The 17,448-nt window shown below is 57.3% G+C and carries 19 protein-coding genes; 8 read left to right on the top strand and 11 right to left on the bottom strand.

What is annotated here, in order from left to right:
- Window positions 1–78: 78 nt before the first annotated feature.
- From KHP07_RS20560 to KHP07_RS20525, 9 genes are all read right to left on the bottom strand, one after another.
- Window positions 79–789, bottom strand: a complete 711-nt coding sequence (locus KHP07_RS20560; protein WP_214497902.1) for a DUF4365 domain-containing protein — start codon at window positions 787–789, stop codon at window positions 79–81.
- Window positions 790–908: 119 nt separating this feature from the next.
- Window positions 909–1,688 carry a retron Ec48 family effector membrane protein gene (locus KHP07_RS20555; protein WP_214497901.1) on the bottom strand — a complete coding sequence of 260 codons (780 nt, stop codon included), beginning with the start codon at window positions 1,686–1,688 and terminating at the stop codon, window positions 909–911.
- Window positions 1,681–2,865, bottom strand: a complete 1,185-nt coding sequence (locus KHP07_RS20550) for a reverse transcriptase family protein (protein WP_214497900.1) — start codon at window positions 2,863–2,865, stop codon at window positions 1,681–1,683. Before KHP07_RS20550 ends, KHP07_RS20555 begins: the two co-directional genes overlap by 8 nt.
- A gap of 451 nt (window positions 2,866–3,316) precedes the next feature.
- Window positions 3,317–3,556: a DUF6124 family protein gene (locus KHP07_RS29595; RefSeq protein WP_250883628.1), complete on the bottom strand. Its 240-nt coding sequence runs from the start codon at window positions 3,554–3,556 to the stop codon at window positions 3,317–3,319.
- A gap of 335 nt (window positions 3,557–3,891) precedes the next feature.
- On the bottom strand, window positions 3,892–4,881 hold the full coding sequence (locus tag KHP07_RS20545; protein ID WP_214497899.1) for a zinc-dependent alcohol dehydrogenase family protein: 990 nt from the start codon (window positions 4,879–4,881) through the stop codon (window positions 3,892–3,894).
- Between the two features lie 118 nt (window positions 4,882–4,999).
- Complete coding sequence (locus KHP07_RS20540) at window positions 5,000–6,244, bottom strand: serine hydrolase domain-containing protein (RefSeq protein WP_214497898.1); 1,245 nt, start codon at window positions 6,242–6,244, stop codon at window positions 5,000–5,002.
- A gap of 175 nt (window positions 6,245–6,419) precedes the next feature.
- Window positions 6,420–6,929: a flavin reductase family protein gene (locus KHP07_RS20535; protein ID WP_214497897.1), complete on the bottom strand. Its 510-nt coding sequence runs from the start codon at window positions 6,927–6,929 to the stop codon at window positions 6,420–6,422.
- Window positions 6,930–6,937: 8 nt separating this feature from the next.
- Window positions 6,938–7,966, bottom strand: a complete 1,029-nt coding sequence (locus tag KHP07_RS20530) for a methionine synthase (protein WP_214497896.1) — start codon at window positions 7,964–7,966, stop codon at window positions 6,938–6,940.
- A 27-nt stretch (window positions 7,967–7,993) separates the two neighbouring features.
- Window positions 7,994–8,977, bottom strand: a complete 984-nt coding sequence (locus tag KHP07_RS20525; RefSeq protein WP_099493015.1) for a DUF1852 domain-containing protein — start codon at window positions 8,975–8,977, stop codon at window positions 7,994–7,996.
- Between the two features lie 279 nt (window positions 8,978–9,256).
- On the opposite strand from KHP07_RS20525, the gene KHP07_RS20520 reads away from it, so the two are divergent.
- Window positions 9,257–9,490 (top strand): hypothetical protein, encoded by a 234-nt coding sequence (locus tag KHP07_RS20520; RefSeq protein ID WP_100490160.1) that lies wholly within the window; start codon window positions 9,257–9,259, stop codon window positions 9,488–9,490.
- A 50-nt stretch (window positions 9,491–9,540) separates the two neighbouring features.
- Here KHP07_RS20520 and KHP07_RS20515 read toward each other — a convergent pair whose 3' ends face one another.
- Together KHP07_RS20515 and KHP07_RS20510 are read right to left on the bottom strand one after the other, a co-directional pair.
- Window positions 9,541–11,073 carry a GMC family oxidoreductase gene (locus tag KHP07_RS20515; protein WP_099493017.1) on the bottom strand — a complete coding sequence of 511 codons (1,533 nt, stop codon included), beginning with the start codon at window positions 11,071–11,073 and terminating at the stop codon, window positions 9,541–9,543.
- Window positions 11,074–11,169: 96 nt separating this feature from the next.
- A complete protein-coding gene (locus tag KHP07_RS20510; protein WP_078049450.1) occupies window positions 11,170–11,925 on the bottom strand; it encodes an alpha/beta hydrolase in 756 nt (251 codons plus the stop codon).
- Between the two features lie 104 nt (window positions 11,926–12,029).
- On the opposite strand from KHP07_RS20510, the gene KHP07_RS20505 reads away from it, so the two are divergent.
- The 7 genes from KHP07_RS20505 to KHP07_RS20475 all read left to right on the top strand — a co-directional run bounded on the left by KHP07_RS20505 (window position 12,030) and on the right by KHP07_RS20475 (window position 17,424).
- Complete coding sequence (locus tag KHP07_RS20505; RefSeq protein WP_078049449.1) at window positions 12,030–13,469, top strand: HD domain-containing phosphohydrolase; 1,440 nt, start codon at window positions 12,030–12,032, stop codon at window positions 13,467–13,469.
- A gap of 62 nt (window positions 13,470–13,531) precedes the next feature.
- The gene (locus tag KHP07_RS20500; RefSeq protein ID WP_099493018.1) at window positions 13,532–14,101 is read left to right on the top strand and encodes a nucleotidyltransferase family protein; all 570 of its coding nucleotides are present in this window, start codon (window positions 13,532–13,534) and stop codon (window positions 14,099–14,101) included.
- 662 nt (window positions 14,102–14,763) lie between these two features.
- A complete protein-coding gene (tspO, locus tag KHP07_RS20495) occupies window positions 14,764–15,204 on the top strand; it encodes a tryptophan-rich sensory protein TspO (protein ID WP_078049447.1) in 441 nt (146 codons plus the stop codon).
- On the top strand, window positions 15,204–16,148 hold the full coding sequence (locus tag KHP07_RS20490; protein ID WP_214497895.1) for an alpha/beta hydrolase: 945 nt from the start codon (window positions 15,204–15,206) through the stop codon (window positions 16,146–16,148). Before tspO ends, KHP07_RS20490 begins: the two co-directional genes overlap by 1 nt.
- A 35-nt stretch (window positions 16,149–16,183) precedes the next feature.
- The gene (locus tag KHP07_RS20485; protein WP_352152445.1) at window positions 16,184–16,648 is read left to right on the top strand and encodes a GNAT family N-acetyltransferase; all 465 of its coding nucleotides are present in this window, start codon (window positions 16,184–16,186) and stop codon (window positions 16,646–16,648) included.
- Window positions 16,649–16,705: 57 nt separating this feature from the next.
- Window positions 16,706–16,930 carry a hypothetical protein gene (locus KHP07_RS20480; protein WP_078049445.1) on the top strand — a complete coding sequence of 75 codons (225 nt, stop codon included), beginning with the start codon at window positions 16,706–16,708 and terminating at the stop codon, window positions 16,928–16,930.
- A complete protein-coding gene (locus KHP07_RS20475; protein WP_214497894.1) occupies window positions 16,927–17,424 on the top strand; it encodes a GNAT family N-acetyltransferase in 498 nt (165 codons plus the stop codon). Before KHP07_RS20480 ends, KHP07_RS20475 begins: the two co-directional genes overlap by 4 nt.
- Window positions 17,425–17,448 lie beyond the last annotated feature (24 nt).

The raw sequence follows: 17,448 nt of genomic DNA, 5'->3' as shown, positions 1-17,448 counted from the left end.
GCCTGCACAATGGGGACCACTCTACGGAGAGGCTATTGTGAACAAACTCCAAATTCCGCTGGCCTTCGCTCGAGCCCACTAATACAAATCCTCTTTCCTTTGTCTATCAAGCTCCATGTCTATTTGGTTCCAAAGACGGTTCATTGTGCTTACCATCTTGGATGCAACTTCAGGGGTTCTTCCCTTGCTTAACTCAATTAATCGGTAAATCATATTGATTGCTTGTTCGTTAGCAGAGTGTTGTGCAAGAGAAGCTTCGCTATCAATTGACATCCAAGCGTTTCCGGATTCATCGCAGTAGCTTCGAAGAGATTGCATTGTTATATTCGCTAAATGCATAACAATGCTATTTCCATGGGTGGCAATTTTTTCAAATTTTGGCTTTGCGTTTATATCTAGTTTGTCTGCGGCACGATCAAATTCGACTTTCGCACCCTTGGGTGTCTTATAGTCGCCGTCCGGGTCTATAACTTTCCAGAGTATTTCTTCTGTGGGTGTGCTTACTGCGCATAAAATCACCGGAACTGAAAAATTCTTCCAGTACTCGATGTGCTCATGGGTGGGATAAACTGTATTTATCCCGTCTTTGAAAGGTTCCTCTGTGGCTTTTACTTGAACCTTGACAATTTTTCCAGAGGCCAAATTCCCTTCAAGCAAAATTTCAAACTCTGCGTCAATACCTAGGTCAACTTCTTGGCGTCTGTACGGCCATTTAAAAAGCTTTGCAAATTCTTTTTTTACAATCAATTCGCCTATGTCGCCAGTCAACTGGCTTCCTGAATAATGCATAGATATGCTCCTTGTTTTAGAGTCACTGAATTTTCGAAGATTTTTCGCTTGAGGGCGTAGGACCGATTCCAATCCGCAGAGAAAGAAAGCTGGCCGATCACGGACATTGGGCTCTAACGTTATCTGTATAAGCGTTTTTCAAGTGTTGTTCGGGTTGAGCCTCCGCAAAAAGAGTTTGATATAGAGTTTAGCAGTGAGATAATTTGTGTTTCAATTTCATAAAAGTCTTTCTTAGGCATAAACTGAAGGTTGAAGCCAATTTTTTCAAGGGCTCGAATCATTTCTGCTTGATGGTCTTTGTATATGAATGGTCCTTTGGTTGCTTTGAAAGATTTGAAGTTTGAGTTTGAAATGACGTGATTGACTAAGTTGATAAACTCAAAGTAGTCTTCGGAGATTGACATGTTTCCGTTTCTTGAGCCTTTATATATTAAGCCATATATTCTGTGGGGATCAAAAGAGGAAATTGATAGCAGGTCGCGCTTTCTGACTTCTTCTGAAAAAAAGCTTTGAAAGAGGGTAAGGTGAGAGACGTGGTTGGTAAAATATGATGATTTTAGCGTTGATAAATAGCTTAGTAAAGCTACAAAAATTGCGCCAACAGTCGCTACAAGTACCATGAGGTCCAAGGTTGATTTTGCAATGCTGAAGGCTGAGCTGAAATTCTCATAAAATCGAATGAAACATTTATTCGAAAGGCAAAGTGGTAAAGAGTAAATGCGATCGGCAAGGAAAATAGATAATAGGGAAAGTGTAGAAAGCCCAAATCCTAACACTGCAATGGTAGTTAGTAAAAAAATTAAATTTTTAAAGTATGGGTGAAGGCCTGATATAAAAGCGCGAATTTTGAATTTGGTCGTTTTTGAAATATCTATAAAGTTGGTCAATTGGTCACTCACCCACAGGTCTTAGTTTTTTTAATTTGGAGCGCAGTAATGTGGATGTCTTAGTGTAAATTCGGTCTAGCACTATTAGCCTTTCGGTTACTCGATGAAACCTTGATTTATACCAATGCGTGTGACTTTGGGTGTCGTAGTCTTTTTCCAAGCGGGCGACCATATCTTTAGCCCTATTTACATCGCGCCTAGAAGGTAGTGGTCTGATGGCGCGCAAACGCATGAGAAGTGGCTTGTGTTGGTTGTGTTCGACTCTGTGTAATTTATTAACCCTCCCCATACAGCGATTGTAGTCGTGCCTATACCCATGAGATGTGCGATAGCTCGGTTCGGCTGCAAGTGACTCTAAGTTTCGAACTGAGGCGCGAATTCGCCCTACTTCATCGGATGGTAGTCTTGGAGTGCTGAAACTTACCCGAAGGCCATGTACTGTTAATGGTTCGGTAGACGTTCTATAAATTCGCGTTTTACTCTCATTTATAGGTAGGTCTTTTGTTGTCAGCATATCGCTTATTATTTTTAATGCATATGTGAAGTCTGTCTCTAGGGATTTGGAAGAGACAGTGATGTCATCAACCAGTCTTGTATATGTTAGGCCTTTTCTATTGAGTCGCTCGACTACTTTACCCTCTATGTCCCACAGGCATAGCGAGGCAATGTAGCTTGAGGTTAGCCCGCCTTGCACTAAGTGGGAGTTATGGCAGCATAGATTGGTTAGTATTTCTGAGACTTCTTTTTCGTAGTTGAGGAAGTCTTTGAATATTGAAAAAACAATATCTTGATGGATGTTGTCAAAAAAACTCGAGACGTCTACTTTTAGCAGGCTTTTTGCTCCGCAATGTCTTCCCGCGCATGAAACATAATCTTTCCGATCATAGCCGTCGTTGTTGGTTTGGTTTGGAACTGAACCGTAGATGAAATGAGGCCATCGGATGACGTAGTTGTTTGAAAAAATTGCAATGTTGATTTTTTTCTGAATTCTTCTTAGGAAGCGGTGAGGGTTGTAAATTGGACGGCTGATACCACCAGCTTTCTTTACGTGATCTTTTTTTGTATATCGGTCGTCGGGAGGGAGAGCTAATACTGTCGCTAGAAAATCATCAGGAATTCGTAAGGCTTTGCATAGGTTTTCGCGACTGCTGATTGAGTTTTTTGTGAACTTTAAAGGGTTTGTGAGCACAATAACCAATCCATTGGATATAAATGTGAGCCATGCCAACCCATAACAAAGGGTATAGAGAAAGATGTTGCGTACATCGAAACCGTCCGCTGAAAACCACCATCTTTCTCATGGCTGGCCCACCGTGAAGCACTCCAGCGGGACGCGGGGGTCGGAGAGTGCCGGGGCCCTCTCCTCATCAGTTCAATACCGAAGCATCGAACGCTCATTACTGAGCTAACCAGCGGACGTCAAATTTCGACTGCAGCAAGTAGGCGATACGCCCACGCCAGGTAAAAATTACACAATTTTTCCGTGTAAGCAACAAAAATGTGATTTCAAAAGGCCACTTTTCGCGTTCGTACATGAGCTTCCTATGGCCGAGACTGAAGATTAAAGTCACCAAGCCCTTGTATTTGGTATTTGAGTGCTCGGTGACCAGTCGGGTTGGTGTGGCTTAGATTAATCGTATTCAGCGGGAGCAGGGAGCTTCGCGATCCAACAGCCTGGATGTGAGAAGGATTCCTAGCTCACTCAGTTGGTGAATAGCCAGTGCGATGTCACGGTGTTTACCTCTGAGGTTTTCCGAAAGGTCGAGCAGAAGCGTACTAACCGAGCTAAAGGTCTCGTAGCTATTAATTATGAGAGCTTCATTGCTTGCGTCTGGAGCAACGCAGAAGACAGCGGGTGAATCCGGTGCGACGTTAGACATAAAAGATACCCTGGCTTATGCCACCACCTCTCCGCTACTAAACGAGTGGGTGGCAGCTATACGCAGGTTAGTAGACCGGTGGATATCTAAAGCCGGCGCGTCCGAGGACGCCCTGCGCACAGCCGCCATCGAGTGCAGACGCAATGTCTGCCTGATGAAGCTCATGCACATCTAGATAACCGAACCAGGCTACTAAACCCGATCACCGAAAAATTCAGCGACCGCGCAACCATAGATTCCACCACCCCAGCGCACAAGCCGGCGGATTCTGACGCAGGCGTAGGCAATCGGGCAACCCAATCACCAGCTTTGGGAAATGTCCTAGGACGATTCCCTTAAACCGTCACCACCACCTTCCCCACTTGCTGATTCGCCTCCAAATACCTGTGCGCGTCCTGCACCTCATCCAACCCAAACGTCTTCGCAATCACCGGCGCCAACGCGCCCGACGCGAGCCCTTCCTGGATGAACGCTTTAGCCCGTTCCAACGCAGCCGGGTCAGCGACGATCTCGGCGTACAAATACCCCTTGAGCGTCAAACATTTCCCCAACACGGTGAACAACGGAAACGGCGTCGGCTCGGAGCTCAACGCGCCGTACTCCAACAAGATCCCGCCCTGGGCCATGCTTTGGGTGAGTGCTTCAAAACCCGGCCCGCCGATGGGGTCGAACACGACGCGGGCGCCTTGGTCGTTGGTGAGTTGCATCACGCGTCGCACTAGGTCTTCTTCATCGCTGACGATGACGTGGTGGGCGCCGGCGTCGAGCAGGGCTTGTTGTTTGGCGCGGGTGCGGGTGACGGCGATGGCGGTGGCGCCGACGCTGCGGGCGATCTGGAAGGCGGCGAGGCCGACGCTGCTGGAGGCGGCGGTCACCAGTACGAAGTCGCCTGTGGTGAGTTTGGCTTGTTCGACCAGGGCGCCCCAGGCGGTGACGTATTGCATCCACGAGGCGGCGGCTTGGATGAAGCTGAGGTTTTGTGGGTGTTTGACGGTGAGGTGGGCGGGCACGTTGGCGACTTCGCCGTAGGTGCCCCAGCGGGCGATGTCGAGGGGTGGGATGACGCTGACGGCGTCGCCCACTTGGAGGTCGCTGACGTTGGCGCCGACGGCGGTGATAACGCCGGCCGCTTCGTAGCCCAGGCGGCTGGGGAATTCGGCTTCTTGCAGGTAGGCGTGGTTGCGGAACATCACTTCGGCGCGGTTGAGGCCGAAGGCTTTGACGTCGATTTGCACTTCACCGGCGGCGGGGGCGGGTACGTCGATGTCTTCGAGTTTCAAGACGCTGGCGTCGCCGTAGGTGTGGAGTCGGACAATGCGTGCCATGGGGGATGACCTCGGGGTTGATCGCTGAGGCATTCACTGTAGGCGTGGGGGGACTGTGGGGCAATGTGCGGTAATGGGGGGCGGGCCAGCGTCAGAATGGCTCGCCCCCCTTTTTCAGTTACGGCAGCACGTTGGCGATTGCGTCAAACGCGGCCATGTCGTCGATCACCTCGCCACCGGTGGGTTGGGTTTGTGTCTGCCACACCACGATCACTACGTTTTTGGTTGGATTGATGTAAAGGTACTGACCGAAGGTGCCGGCGGCGGTGAAGGCTTTATCGGCCTTGGACGCATCGGTCCAACCGGGCCACCACATGGAGGCGAACTCGCCGTAGGCGCCATCTGAACCGGTGATCGCGCTGGCGAAGCTCAACCAGCCTTCCGGCAATACCTGTTTGCCACCTGCCTTGCCGCCGCTGAGTACGAATTGGCCGAAGCGGCCGTAATCCTCAAGCGTCGCGCTGATGCCGCTGCCGCCGACTTCGTTGCCATTGGCGCCGTCGAGCCACCATTTGGCGTCGGTCTGCATGCCGTAGGGCGCCCAGATTTTTTCGCTGAGGTATTGGGTGAGGGGCTTGCCCACGGCGGCGCTGACCAGTTGGCCCAGCACTTGGGTTTCGCCGGTGCTGTAGTTGGTACGGGTGCCCGGTGGCGCGGCGGTGGAGAGAGTGGCCATGAACTTGAGCAGGGAGCCGGTCACTTGCTCGCTGCGCAGTTGGATCAGGTGGCGTTCGTCGGAGGTGGGGTCGGTGTATTTCTGGTTCCATTTGACCCCGGAACGCATGGCCAGGATCTGCCGCACGGTGACCTGGTCGTAGGCGCTGCCGGCCAGTGCCGGCAGGTAGCGGGTGACTTTGTCATCCAGGCTTTTGATGGAGCCGTCCTGCAGGGCTGCGCCGACCAGTGTGGAGGTGACGGATTTGGCCACCGAAATCGACATCCAGCGGGTCTCGGCGGTGTTGCCGTGGGCGTAGCGCTCATCGACGATCTTGCCGTCCTTGAGCACCAGCAGGCCGGTGACGCGGTTGGTCGTCACGTAGTCGTCGAGGCTGTAGTGCTTGCCTTTGAAGTCGAAGGCCACCGGGCCCAGCGGCTGGCTGCTGCGCGGTAGGGGGAACGGGCGGCCTCCCGCCTTGATGGTGCGCACCGGAAACAAGCGGTCGGTATTGCGGAAGGTGGTCACTGCCAGTTCGGGGCTGAGTTTGCCGTCGTAGATGGCCTGCACGTCTCCAATCGGTTCCTGGGCATGCGGGTAGGGTGGAGTGGCGCAGGCGGACAGCGACAGTGCGAGCGTTGAAGCACACATCATGGCCCGAAAAGGGTGGCGCGCCAGGCGCGACGACGGGCGAGGGAGCACGGGCATAAGAACCTCTTTGATTGTTTTTGATCGGTCTTAAAGGACTGCTGCACGCCAGCGCGGCTGACGTGTCGAAAGCCAGCATGCGTCGGGGGATTTTTTTTGGCGCGCGGGATCGGGCCGATTTATGCGTGGGATTGGGACAGCGGCCGCCCTTTGCGAGGGCGGCGCGGGTAAAGGCTCAAACCGCGTCAGGCGCGGCGATCTTGCAATATTGCCCTTTGAAATACAGCAACGGCTGCGTCGCCGTTGCCTCTTGCAGGTTCAGTGCTTTCACTTCGCCAATCACGATCAGGTGATCACCGGCGACGTGTTCGGCGTGAATGTCGCAATCCAGCCAATGCAGGCTGCCGGCGATGATCGGGTTGCCCAGCGGCGATGCCTGCCAGTCGACGTCATGCCACTTGTCGGTGCCACGCCGCGCGAACTGGTTGGAGATCCTGACCTGCTCATCCGAGAGGATATTGACGGCGAATCGACCGGCCTGGCGGATTTTGGGATAACTGGCGGAATTGGACATAACGCTGAAGGACACCAGCGGTGGGTTCATCGACACGCTGTAGAACGACTGGCATGTGAAACCAATCGGCTCACCCTCGATGTGCGACGTGATCACCGTGATGCCGGAGGCGTAGTGCCCGAGCGCTTCGCGAAAGCTCAATGGCTCGATGGCCAGGCCGGGACGTGGCATGGTGGGCACTAGTTCGACAGTTCTCGGCGGATGATGTCTGCGCCGGCACTCAACGCCTTCAGCTTGCCTCTCGCAACCTGACGGGGCAGGGGCGCCATGCCGCAATTGGTGCACGGGTATAGCTTTTCGGCATCCACGAACTGCAGGGCTTTGCGCAGGGTATTGGCGACTTCCTCGGGTGTCTCGATGGCATGGTTGGCCACGTCGATGGCACCGACCATCACTTTTTTACCGCGAATGAGTTCGATGAGCTCCATGGGCACATGGGAGTTGTGGCACTCCAGCGAGACGATATCGATGCTGGATTTTTGCAGCTTGGGAAACGCCTCTTCGTATTGGCGCCACTCTGATCCGAGTGTCTTTTTCCAATCGGTGTTGGCCTTGATGCCATAGCCGTAGCAGATATGTACCGCGGTTTCACATTTAAGGCCTTCAATTGCGCGTTCCAGGGTGGCAACGCCCCAGTCATTCACCTCATCAAAGAACACGTTAAAGGCCGGCTCGTCGAACTGGATGATATCGACGCCCGCCGCTTCCAGTTCCCTGGCCTCTTCATTGAGGATCTTGGCGAATTCCCAGGCCAGTTTTTCGCGACTTTTGTAGTGGTTGTCGTACAGCGTATCGATCATGGTCATGGGGCCTGGCAGCGCCCATTTGATGGGTTGCGTGGTTTGCTGGCGCAGGAACTTGGCGTCTTCGACAAACACTGGCTTTTGACGCGTGACCGCACCCACCACCGTTGGCACGCTCGCGTCATAACGGTCACGGATTCTGACGGTTTCGCGCTTCTCGAAATCAACGCCGCCGAGGTGCTCGATAAAGGTGGTGACGAAGTGTTGGCGCGTTTGTTCACCATCGCTGACGATATCGATGCCGGCGTTTTGCTGTTCTTGCAGTGACAAACGCAGGGCGTCTTGTTTGCCCTCGACCAATTCGAGTTCTTGCAGTTTCCAGGGTGACCAGAGCGTCTCGGGTTGCGCCAGCCAGGACGGTTTAGGCAAGCTGCCGGCGGTTGAAGTAGGCAATAACTTTTTCATTACGGGTGACCTTGTCTTTTAAATGAATCAACGCGCGTGGTTGGCAGACCATTGCTCCAGCACCGACTGGTAGGGCTTGATGAAGTTTTCTTCAACAAACTTGCCCTGTTCAATGGCCAGTCGGCTGCGCTCTTCGCGGTCATAAACAATCCGCGTCAGTGAATAGTCCTGGTGTTGCAGGCTGGGTTGAAAGGATTTGCCGGCTGCAGAGTTGGCGTTGTAGATCTCCGGGCGGTAAATCTTCTGGAAGGTGTCCATGGTGCTGATGGTGCTGATCAGCTCAAGCGGGGTGTAGTCGCTGAGCAAATCGCCGGAAAAATAAAAAGCCAGGGGCGCAACGCTATTGGCAGGCATGAAATAGCGGACCTTCAGCCCCATCTTGTTGAAGTATTCATCCGTCAGGGAATATTCATCTTGCTGATATTCAACGCCCAGTACAGGGTGCAGGTTTTCGGTGCGATGGTAGGTCTTGGCACTCGACACACTCAGGCAGATGACAGGCGGCTTGGTGAAGTGCTCTTTGTAAGTGCTTGAATTAACGAAGCTCTTGAACAACTTCCCGTGCAACTCGCCGAAGTCAGCGGGTGTGCTGAAGTGGGGTTGGTCCTTGTTGTGCTCCAGCAAGCGCACGCTGAAGTCGTAGTCACGTACGTAAGAGGAAAAGTTATTGCCGACAATGCCTGCCAGGCGCTCGTTGGTTTTTCGATCAACAATGTTGGTTTTCAATATCTCAATCAAAGGAATGGCATGGCCACTGCGTTGAGCAGACATGTCCATTTCGACGGAAATGATTTCAAGCTCCACCGTATAACGATCGCCCTTGGGGTTGTCCCAATGGGCCAAGGCGTTGAAGCGGTTGTCAATCATCCTTAACGTGTTGCGCAAGTTTTCTTGACGGCTCGCGCCCCTCGCCAAGTTGGCAAAGTTGGTCGTGATGCGCGTATTTTCGGCGGGGTGGTAGTGCTCGTCGAAACGAACGCTCTTGACCGTAAATGCAAATTCTTTGTTCATTGTGATGCCACACCCTGATTGCCGCGATAGCACCTGAACGTATTCAGGTGCGTGTTCAGCGGTCTATAACTTGTCTTGAAGTAGGGTGCATTCTAGGCAGGCAACAACATGAGCAAAACTGAATTGATTTCACCGCAGCGTTAGCGCTCCTCATGATGGGGTGTAGGCCCGTTGCGCGGCGAGCGCCAAAACCAGCCCCTTTGTGTGCAAACCGGTCTACCATGCCTCCCCGGCAGTGGTTCCACGCGCTACCGATTTCTCTCTTGCAAGGTATCGCCCATGTCCATCGACCAAATAAGCCTGCCGAAAGGCGTCGGCCCTCACGCCACCAAGCTTCTCGACGCCATCACCGGCGCGTCCACCCACGAAGAACTCAACCGTGCGGGCGGGAAGGCAGAGGGTTTTGTCCTCGGGCTGGAAGCCAGCAAAGCCATCAAGAGCCAGATCGCCGAGTCGCTGTATGTGGCCTACGACGACGCAGCGAGTCATCGGGCGGGCGAGCTGAAGGGCTAGGCAGTCTTTTTGGGGAGGATGATCCGGCCGCAGGCTCATGGCTCAGCGGCTCACAGCTGATACAGCGCCCGAATCTCCTCCACCGCGCGCTCGCCGATCACCACGCACGGCGCCATGGTGTTGCCGCTGGTCACGTGCGGCATGATCGAGGCGTCGGCAATTCGCAGGCCCTGCACGCCGTAGACTTGCAGGCGGCTGTTAACCACTGACATCGAATCCCGGCCCATTTTGGCGGTACCGCATTGGTGCCAATAAGTCACGGCGGCATTGCGGGCGTAGTGTGCCAATGCCTGCGAGTCGAGCTTGCCCGGCAGGCATTCACCTTTGACCAGGCCCTTGAACGCGGGCTGTGCACCCAATTCCTGGACGAAGCGCAGGTTGTCCAGGGCGCAACGCAGGTCGTCTGGGTGCGCGAGGGTGTTGGGTTGGATGATCGGCGCGTCGTCCACGCGTGGGCCGGACAACGTCACGAGGCCACGGCTCTGCGGGTGGGCCAGGCCGGCAAACATGGTCCAGCCGTGGGCGGGGACGCCGAGGTGGGCGTTTTCGGCACTGGGCACCGGGAATTCAAGCTGGCAGTGGAACATGTCCGGCAGGCGCAGGGCGCTGTCGCTGCTCCAGTACAGCGTGGCTTCGGAGCCGCCGTAGCCCACGGGTTGGGGCGTGGCGTATTCGAAGATGGCGGCGAAGGACACGTGGTCCTGATGGTTCGCCCCGACACCGGGCAGGTGCTGGCGAAGCGCGATGCCGTGGCGCCGCAATTCCTGCTCAGGCCCGATGCCAGACTGCATCAGCACTTTGGGCGTGTTGATTGCGCCAAGGGACAGGATCACTTCGTGGCCGGCCTGGTAGCGCTGGGTCTGCCCGTCGCGTAACGCTTCAACGCCCACCACCCGCTGGCCGTCGAACAGCAGCCGGCTCACCAGCGTGTCGGTCAGCACGGTGAGGTTGGGCCGTGGTCGCACATAGGCGCGATAAATGGAGTGGCGTTTGCCGTCCTTGATGATCAAGTCGTTGATGGCCGCGCCGCCACGACCTTCCATCATCAGGCCGTTGGGGCTTTCAAAGGTCGGGATGTCCATCGCGCGGGCGGCGTCGAGCAGGGCGTGGGCGATGGGCTGGGCCCCCGACGCCGGTTGAATGTGAACCGGGCCGTCAGTGCCGCGTCGGGTTGGGTCGCTGGTGCCTTGGTAGTGTTCGATGCGCTGGTACAGCTTGAGCACGGAGGCGTAATTCCAGGCCGGGTCGCCGCTTTCTGTGGCGAAGTCTTCCCAGTCGTTTTTGTGCCCTCGCGCCCACAGCATCACATTGATGCTCGACCCGCCACCCAGGCCCCGGCCCATGCTCAGCGGGAGCTGTCGGTGGTTGATGTGCGGGTTGGCGGCCGCGGTGAAGTTCCAGTCGCGGTCAGTGCCCAGGTTCAGCGGCCAGTGGCCGGGCTGTTCGATGTCGGGGTGGTCGTCAGTGCCACCGGCTTCGATCAGCAGCACACGAACGTCGGGGTTTTCCGCCAGTCGGCCGGCGACCACAGAGCCGGATGCGCCGGCGCCACATACAATGAAGTCAAAATTATCGCTGGACATGAATCCGTTTCCATCCGCTTGATGCAAGTAAAGTCAGGCACTTACTTTTTCGTGCGTTCTTGATAAGTGCCTGGCCCGTTGTGAGAATGCCGGTCGTTACTGGCTTTGCTGCACGGCCTGGATGATCACCTTGGCCACGTCGGCCGGGCGCGATTGTTGAGGCACATGGCTGGCCGGGATCTCAGTGACCTGTGCGCCGATTTTCTTGGCGAAGGCGCGCTGCAGGTCGGGCTGGATCATGCGGTCGTCACGGGCCACCACGTACCACGACGGCTTGCCTTTCCAGGCGGCGACGCTGGTTTTGTCGTCAAAGGCCGAGGCGCGGATCGGGCCTTGGGTCGCGGCCATCACGGCGGTCTGCTCAGGTGACAGGTCCTGGGCGAAGCCGGTGGCCATGCCTTGCGCGGTCATGTAGAGAAAGCCGTTTTTATCAGCTGTAATGTCTTTGACGCCGGTCGGGGCGGGGTAGTCTTTGCCCAGGTCTTTGCTGGCTTGGCCTGCATCCGGTGCGAAGGCGGCGACGTAGACCAGGCTGCGCACTTTCTTGTCAGTGCCGGCCTCGCTGATCACGGTGCCGCCCCAGGAATGCCCGACCAGTACGACGTTGCCGTCCTGGTTGTTGAGCACGCGTTGGGTAGCGGCGACGTCGTCGGCCAGGGAGGTCAGCGGGTTTTGCACCACGGTCACCTTGATACCTTGGGTTTGCAGCAGCGGCACCACCTTGGCCCAGTCGGAACCGTCGGCAAAGGCACCGTGCACGATCACCACCGAGGGTTGGGCGGCGAAGCTGGCGCTGGCGAAAAGCGAAGTGGTCATGGCGAGTGCGAGGGCGATTGCTTTGGGCTTGAACATGGCGGTGTCTCCGGTTGGGGGTGACGCCAGTGTCGGCATTGCGGGGGCGCGCGGGTATCGGTCGTTTATCCGAGGCCGGCCAAATAATCTGAGCGGAGAGGCGTATGGACGACACTGACTGCATTGAGATGGACGGCGCGATCCTGGCGTTGTCCATGGTCGGCGACTTGAGCATGGGCCAGCCGTTCGGCCAGTCGCGCCGCACGGCACGCCTGGTGCAGCTGCTGGGCCAGGCCTGCCACGGCGACGGCGAGCACATCGACATCGGCCGCCAGGTGGCGCTGCTGCGCTGGTCGGGGTGCACGGCCAATGCGGACGGTTTTACCGCGTTGCTCGGCGACGACGTGCAGGGCCGCAACGCGATGCTCAGCCAGACCCTCGACGCGGCGGGCGTGCGCGCTGTGGGCCAGGCGACGGGGTTGGCGCAGGTGCATTGCGAGGTGTCCGGCGACATCGCGCGCACCTTGGGGCTTAATGCCGGCGTTGAGCGCGGCCTGCGCAATGTGTTCGAGCAGTTCGACGGCGGCGGCAGACCCTTTGGCCTGCGCCATCCACAGGTGCCGGAAGTGGTCTATTGGGTGGTGCTGGCGGGCGACCTGGAGATTCTGTCGCGGGTGCACGGCCTTGAGATGGCGTTGCAATGGATCGCAGGCCAGCGTGATCAACGCTATCCGGGTGCACTGATCGCCGAGCTGTCGCGGCACGCCGAGGACTGGCTGGAGCAACTGCGTTCAGTACCGGAGGGGCTGGCTTGCGCGCGCACCGAGCTACGTGAGGTGCCGTTGACCCTGGTGGGCGACGTGATCGACCTCAAGTTGCCCTGGCTCGCCGGGTATTCGCGGCGTTCGGCCGAATTGGTGCGTGTGGCGGCGGGCCTGTGTGGCCTGTCGCACACCACTACCAATCACCTGAGCCAGGCGGCATTGATTCACGGTATCGGCCGGGCGGCGGTGCCCAATCGCATCTGGAACAGCCCCAGTGCGCTGCTGGACGACGACCTCGAGCAGGCCCGTTTGGTGCCCTACTGGACGTCCCGCGTGTGCGGCCAGATTCCCGCGCTCGCGGTGCCGGGGCAATTGGCAGCCCACGCCTATGAGCGGCTGGACGGCAGTGGGTACTTCCGCAGCCTCAGCGGCGATGCACTGACGGACGAGCACCGCTTGCTCACCGCCACACTGGCCTGGGAGGCCTTGCGCAGCGAGCGTCCGTGGCGGCCGGCGTTCAGCGAGGAGGGGGCTGAACGCGTGCTGTTGGATGAGGCGCAGCAGGGGCGCTTCGACCCCCGCGCGTGCCAGGCGGTGATCGCTGCGGCGCGGGGCGAGCTGTCGGTCAAAGGCTGCAAGGCCAGCAATGGCCCGCTGACCGAGCGCGAAACCGAGATTTTGCAGCGCATCAGTAAAGGTGGCAGCAACAAGGAAGTGGCGCGCCAACTAGGCATTAGCCCGAGCACCGTGCGCACCCATGTGGAAAGCGTGTTTCGCAAATTGGAGTGCACAACGCGTGCGGCCGCCACGCTGAAGGCACTGACGCTGGGTTTGATTTAGGCGTGTCGGTCACGAAATCCTCTTCTCGGTCGTGTAGGCTGGTGACACCTCAAGGAGTGCCCATGACATTGACCGTCGAAACCCTGATCAACCTGGCCATGGCCAACCCCATCAACGCCGAAATCACCGCGCGCCTGCCTGACTTGGAGGTGGACCAGTGTTTTCTCACGGCGGGCTGCCTGTTCCAGGCGGTGTGGAATCATCAGTCGAATCTGCCTGCAGCCCAGGGCGTTAAGGACTACGACGTCTTCTACTTTGATACCGACCTGTCCTACGAGGCCGAGGACAGGGTGATCCGCAGGGCCGAGGGGTTGTTTCAGGACCTGGGCGTGAATGTGGAAGTGAAGAACCAAGCGCGGGTTCATCTCTGGTACGCCGAGCGGTTTGGTCGGCCTTATCCGCCGTTGCACTCGGCCAAACAAGGGATTGATCGTTACTTGGTGGCGGGTACGTGCATTGGGTTGGAGATTGCCACGGGCGAACTGTACGCGCCGTATGGGCTGAAAGATGTGGCGCAGGGCGTGCTGCGCATCAACCCGGTGCATCGAGAACCTGAGTTGTTCGCGCAAAAGGCCCGCAGTTATCAAGCGCGCTGGCCTTGGTTGAGAATTGTGGGAGCTGTCGAGCTTTAGCGAGGCTGCGAAGCGGTGTATCAGTCAACAAAAGTACTGGCAGTGCCGCCGCCATCGCAGCCTCGCTGGGGCTCGACCGCTCCCACATTAGATCTGGGGTGTGGCTGACATTTGCACAGATGGCTGAAACTCCGCCAGGTACGCGGACCCTTGTGGGAGCTGTCGAGCTTTAGCGAGGCTGCGAAAGCGGTGTATCAGTCAACGAAAATGCTGGCAGTGCCACCGCCTTCGCAGCCTCGCTGGGGCTCGACAGCTCCCACATTAGATCTGGGGTGTGGCTGACATTTGCACAGATGGCTGAAACTCCGCCAGGTACGCGGACCCCTGTGGGAGCTGTCGAGCTTTAGCGAGGCTGCGAACGCGGTGTATCAGTCAACGAAAATGCTGGCAGTGCCGCCGCCATCGCAGCCTCGCCGGGGCTCGACAGCTCCCACATTAGATCTGGGGTGTGGCTGACATTTGCACAGATAACTGAAATTCCGCCAGGTACGCGGACCCTTGTGGGAGCTGTCGAGCTTTAGCGAGGCTGCGAAAGCGGTGTATCAGTCAACAAAAGTACTGGCAGTGCCACCGCCTCGCAGTCAGCTTTACATTGAAACCGCAGTGAACTTTTACCCGCGTCCTGCACGTCCAAGGTTGAAATGCCCAGCCAAGGACCGACTATGACCTTCTTCATCTTCCTGCTCGCCTGCGCCGCTGCCGCCAGCACCGGCATTATTTTCAAGCCGGGTGCCTGGTACGAATCCCTGGTTAAACCCAGCTTCACCCCGCCCAATTGGTTGTTCCCGGTGGCGTGGACGATTATCTACTTGCTGCTGGCTTGGGCCGGATACCGCCTCAGCCTGATTCCAGGTAGCCAAATGGTGCTGGCCTTGTGGGCGGCGCAGATTGCGTTGAACACCCTGTGGACGCCGGTGTTCTTCGGTGCCCATCGCATCCTCGCCGCGATGGTGATTATCACGGTGCTGTGGGTCACGGTGGCGGCGATGGTGGTGTTGGCGGTGCGTCTGGATCTGATCACTGGCTTGATTCTGTTCCCTTACCTGGCGTGGCTGTGCGTGGCGGCGGCGCTGAACTTTTCGATCCTGCGCAATAACCGCTGATGGCCGTTAAACCCTGGCCCGCCAGTGAGCCCGAACTGGCCGAGATGCGCCGATTCAACCAGAAACTCGCCTGGTTGCCGCGCTTCAAGATCCGCAATCGCGTCACGCCGCGTTTGATCCAGGCGCTGTTGCGGGTCAGTCAGAAGATCAAGCAAGCCCCTTTGGCTGAAACCCATTACGTCGATTCAGTCCCCGTGCGCATCCTGCGCCCCAGCGGCAAGCCTAAAGGTGTGGTGCTGGATATCCACGGCGGCGGCTGGGTGATCGGCAATGCGCAGATGGATGACGACCTGAACCTGGGGATGGTCAATGCCTGCGACGTGACGGTGGTGTCGGTGGATTATCGGCTGGCGGTCGACACGCCGGTCGAAGGGCTGATGGACGACTGCCTGGCGGCCGCGCGTTGGTTGCTCACCGCCGAGGAATTCGCTGGCCTGCCGGTGTTCGTCGTCGGTGAATCGGCCGGTGGGCACCTGGCAGCGGCCACCTTGCTCGCGCTGAAGCAATGGCCAGCGCTGCTCCAGCGGGTGAGCGGGGCGGTGTTGTATTACGGCGTCTACGACTTGACCGGCACACCCAGCGTGCGCGCGGCGGGGCCGGACACGCTGTTGCTGGACGGGCCGGGCATGGTCGAGGCGCTGCGCATGCTCACGCCGGGGTTGAGTGATGACGCGCGACGGCAGCCGCCGCTTTCACCCTTGTATGGCGATTTCGAAGGCTTGCCGCCGGCGTTGATGTTTGTGGGTGAGCTGGACCCTTTGAAGGATGACACACTGTTGATTGCTGAGCGCTGGCCAGGGGCTGAAGCGTACCTGTTGCCGGAGGCGGCGCATGGGTTTATTCATTTTCCGGTGGTGATGGGGAAGGAAGTGCTTGCCTGTTGCCGTGAGTGGATAAGCCAGCGAGTGAGCGGGGAAGTACTCAACCTTACATCGTCCAAGTAATCTTGCGCCTTCCAATAAAGCGCCAAGGAAAATACGTGCCTGTGAATGCACTGAGCCTACGCCCAGCGATTGTCACTGACCTACCGTCAATCTACCGAGGGGAGTTGGCCTACATCCAACAGTGGGAGCCTACTCACGAAGCCGGTTGGCGCTCGCAGGTGGAGCGCAACCTCGCGCTGTGGGTCGATAACTTCGAGCTGCTCACGGTCGCGGTGCTGGACGGTCAGTTTGTCGGGTATTCGCTATGGAAGCCCGAGGACGGTTTCGCCGAGCTGTACACGATCAATGTCAGCGAAGCTCATCGGCGCAAGGGGATAGGTCGGGCGTTGCTGGACGCTTATGGGGTTGCGGCGTTGGGCAGCGGCTGCACCCACCTGAGTTTGAGCGTGCGCCCCGACAACCCAGCCCGACTGATGTATGAACGTGCAGGGTTTATCAGCGTGGGGACAGGCTCCCATGGCTACCTTCGCTATGAGCGCGCAAATGGAAAGGGAACTTAAAACTTGATCATTCGGTCAGGTAAATCAGTTGCTCCTCTCCAAACAAGGACTTCCTCCATGCACGAATACACCCTCAACTACCTGTTCAACGACGAACCCCGTACCCATGTGTTCGAACTCAAGCAACCCCAGCTACCCGTGCATGAAGCAGCGTTGCATTTGCTGCAGCTGCATTTTGGCGATGCCGAGAATGGCTTGATCCTGCCCCCCGCGGATGCGAGCCCGGATGAAATACTGGAGCAGGCGCAGGTGGTGGGGATTACGCAGATCGCCGTTGCATGAGTTCAAGCCCGATCATTCAGGCGGTCACGGCGGCGGATATCCCTGAGGCATTGAGATTCGTGCTGCAAGCCCGTGCCGAGCTTTTCCCCACGCTCAGTGCGACGGGGATGCCGGCAGACTTGGCGCGGTTCGAGGCGATCTATTTGCAGGGCGATGGGCAATTTCTGCTTGCCCGCGATGAGGGCCAGACAGTCGCTGCGATTGGCTACCTACCCTATGACCGACGTTTTCCGCAGTTGGATTACCAAGGCCACAAGACCGTCGAGGTGGTGCGTCTGTTTGTGCTGCCGGCGTTTCGCCGCTGTGGTTTGGCGCGCTATTTGTACCGTGCGCTGGAGGCGATGGCGCGGACGGAGGGGGTGGAGGTGATGTACCTGCACACCCATCCGTTTTTGCCGGGGGCGATTGATTTTTGGCTTCGGCAGGGGTTTGCGGTGGTGGATGTGGAGGCTGACCCGGTGTGGCAGACCACGCATATGCAGCGTTTCCTGTAGATCTTCGTGGCAAGCCCGCTCGCC

Origin of the sequence: Pseudomonas sp. VS40 (genome assembly GCF_018587885.1) — a bacterium.
GTDB classification, from domain to species: domain Bacteria; phylum Pseudomonadota; class Gammaproteobacteria; order Pseudomonadales; family Pseudomonadaceae; genus Aquipseudomonas; species Aquipseudomonas pergaminensis.
This window is presented reverse-complemented; position numbering and strand designations above follow the sequence as displayed.

What these genes read in the sequence shown, in the direction of transcription:
- KHP07_RS20560 (WP_214497902.1), bottom strand. Translation starts at nt 789, where the DNA reads ATGCATTATTCAGGAAGCCAGTTGACTGGCGACATAGGCGAATTGATT.
- KHP07_RS29595 (WP_250883628.1), bottom strand. Translation starts at nt 3,556, where the DNA reads ATGTCTAACGTCGCACCGGATTCACCCGCTGTCTTCTGCGTTGCTCCA.
- KHP07_RS20545 (WP_214497899.1), bottom strand. Translation starts at nt 4,881, where the DNA reads ATGGCACGCATTGTCCGACTCCACACCTACGGCGACGCCAGCGTCTTG.
- KHP07_RS20540 (WP_214497898.1), bottom strand. Translation starts at nt 6,244, where the DNA reads ATGCCCGTGCTCCCTCGCCCGTCGTCGCGCCTGGCGCGCCACCCTTTT.
- KHP07_RS20535 (WP_214497897.1), bottom strand. Translation starts at nt 6,929, where the DNA reads ATGCCACGTCCCGGCCTGGCCATCGAGCCATTGAGCTTTCGCGAAGCG.
- KHP07_RS20530 (WP_214497896.1), bottom strand. Translation starts at nt 7,966, where the DNA reads ATGAAAAAGTTATTGCCTACTTCAACCGCCGGCAGCTTGCCTAAACCG.
- KHP07_RS20525 (WP_099493015.1), bottom strand. Translation starts at nt 8,977, where the DNA reads ATGAACAAAGAATTTGCATTTACGGTCAAGAGCGTTCGTTTCGACGAG.
- KHP07_RS20520 (WP_100490160.1), top strand. Translation starts at nt 9,257, where the DNA reads ATGTCCATCGACCAAATAAGCCTGCCGAAAGGCGTCGGCCCTCACGCC.
- KHP07_RS20515 (WP_099493017.1), bottom strand. Translation starts at nt 11,073, where the DNA reads ATGTCCAGCGATAATTTTGACTTCATTGTATGTGGCGCCGGCGCATCC.
- KHP07_RS20510 (WP_078049450.1), bottom strand. Translation starts at nt 11,925, where the DNA reads ATGTTCAAGCCCAAAGCAATCGCCCTCGCACTCGCCATGACCACTTCG.
- KHP07_RS20505 (WP_078049449.1), top strand. Translation starts at nt 12,030, where the DNA reads ATGGACGACACTGACTGCATTGAGATGGACGGCGCGATCCTGGCGTTG.
- KHP07_RS20500 (WP_099493018.1), top strand. Translation starts at nt 13,532, where the DNA reads ATGACATTGACCGTCGAAACCCTGATCAACCTGGCCATGGCCAACCCC.
- tspO (WP_078049447.1), top strand. Translation starts at nt 14,764, where the DNA reads ATGACCTTCTTCATCTTCCTGCTCGCCTGCGCCGCTGCCGCCAGCACC.
- KHP07_RS20490 (WP_214497895.1), top strand. Translation starts at nt 15,204, where the DNA reads ATGGCCGTTAAACCCTGGCCCGCCAGTGAGCCCGAACTGGCCGAGATG.
- KHP07_RS20480 (WP_078049445.1), top strand. Translation starts at nt 16,706, where the DNA reads ATGCACGAATACACCCTCAACTACCTGTTCAACGACGAACCCCGTACC.
- KHP07_RS20475 (WP_214497894.1), top strand. Translation starts at nt 16,927, where the DNA reads ATGAGTTCAAGCCCGATCATTCAGGCGGTCACGGCGGCGGATATCCCT.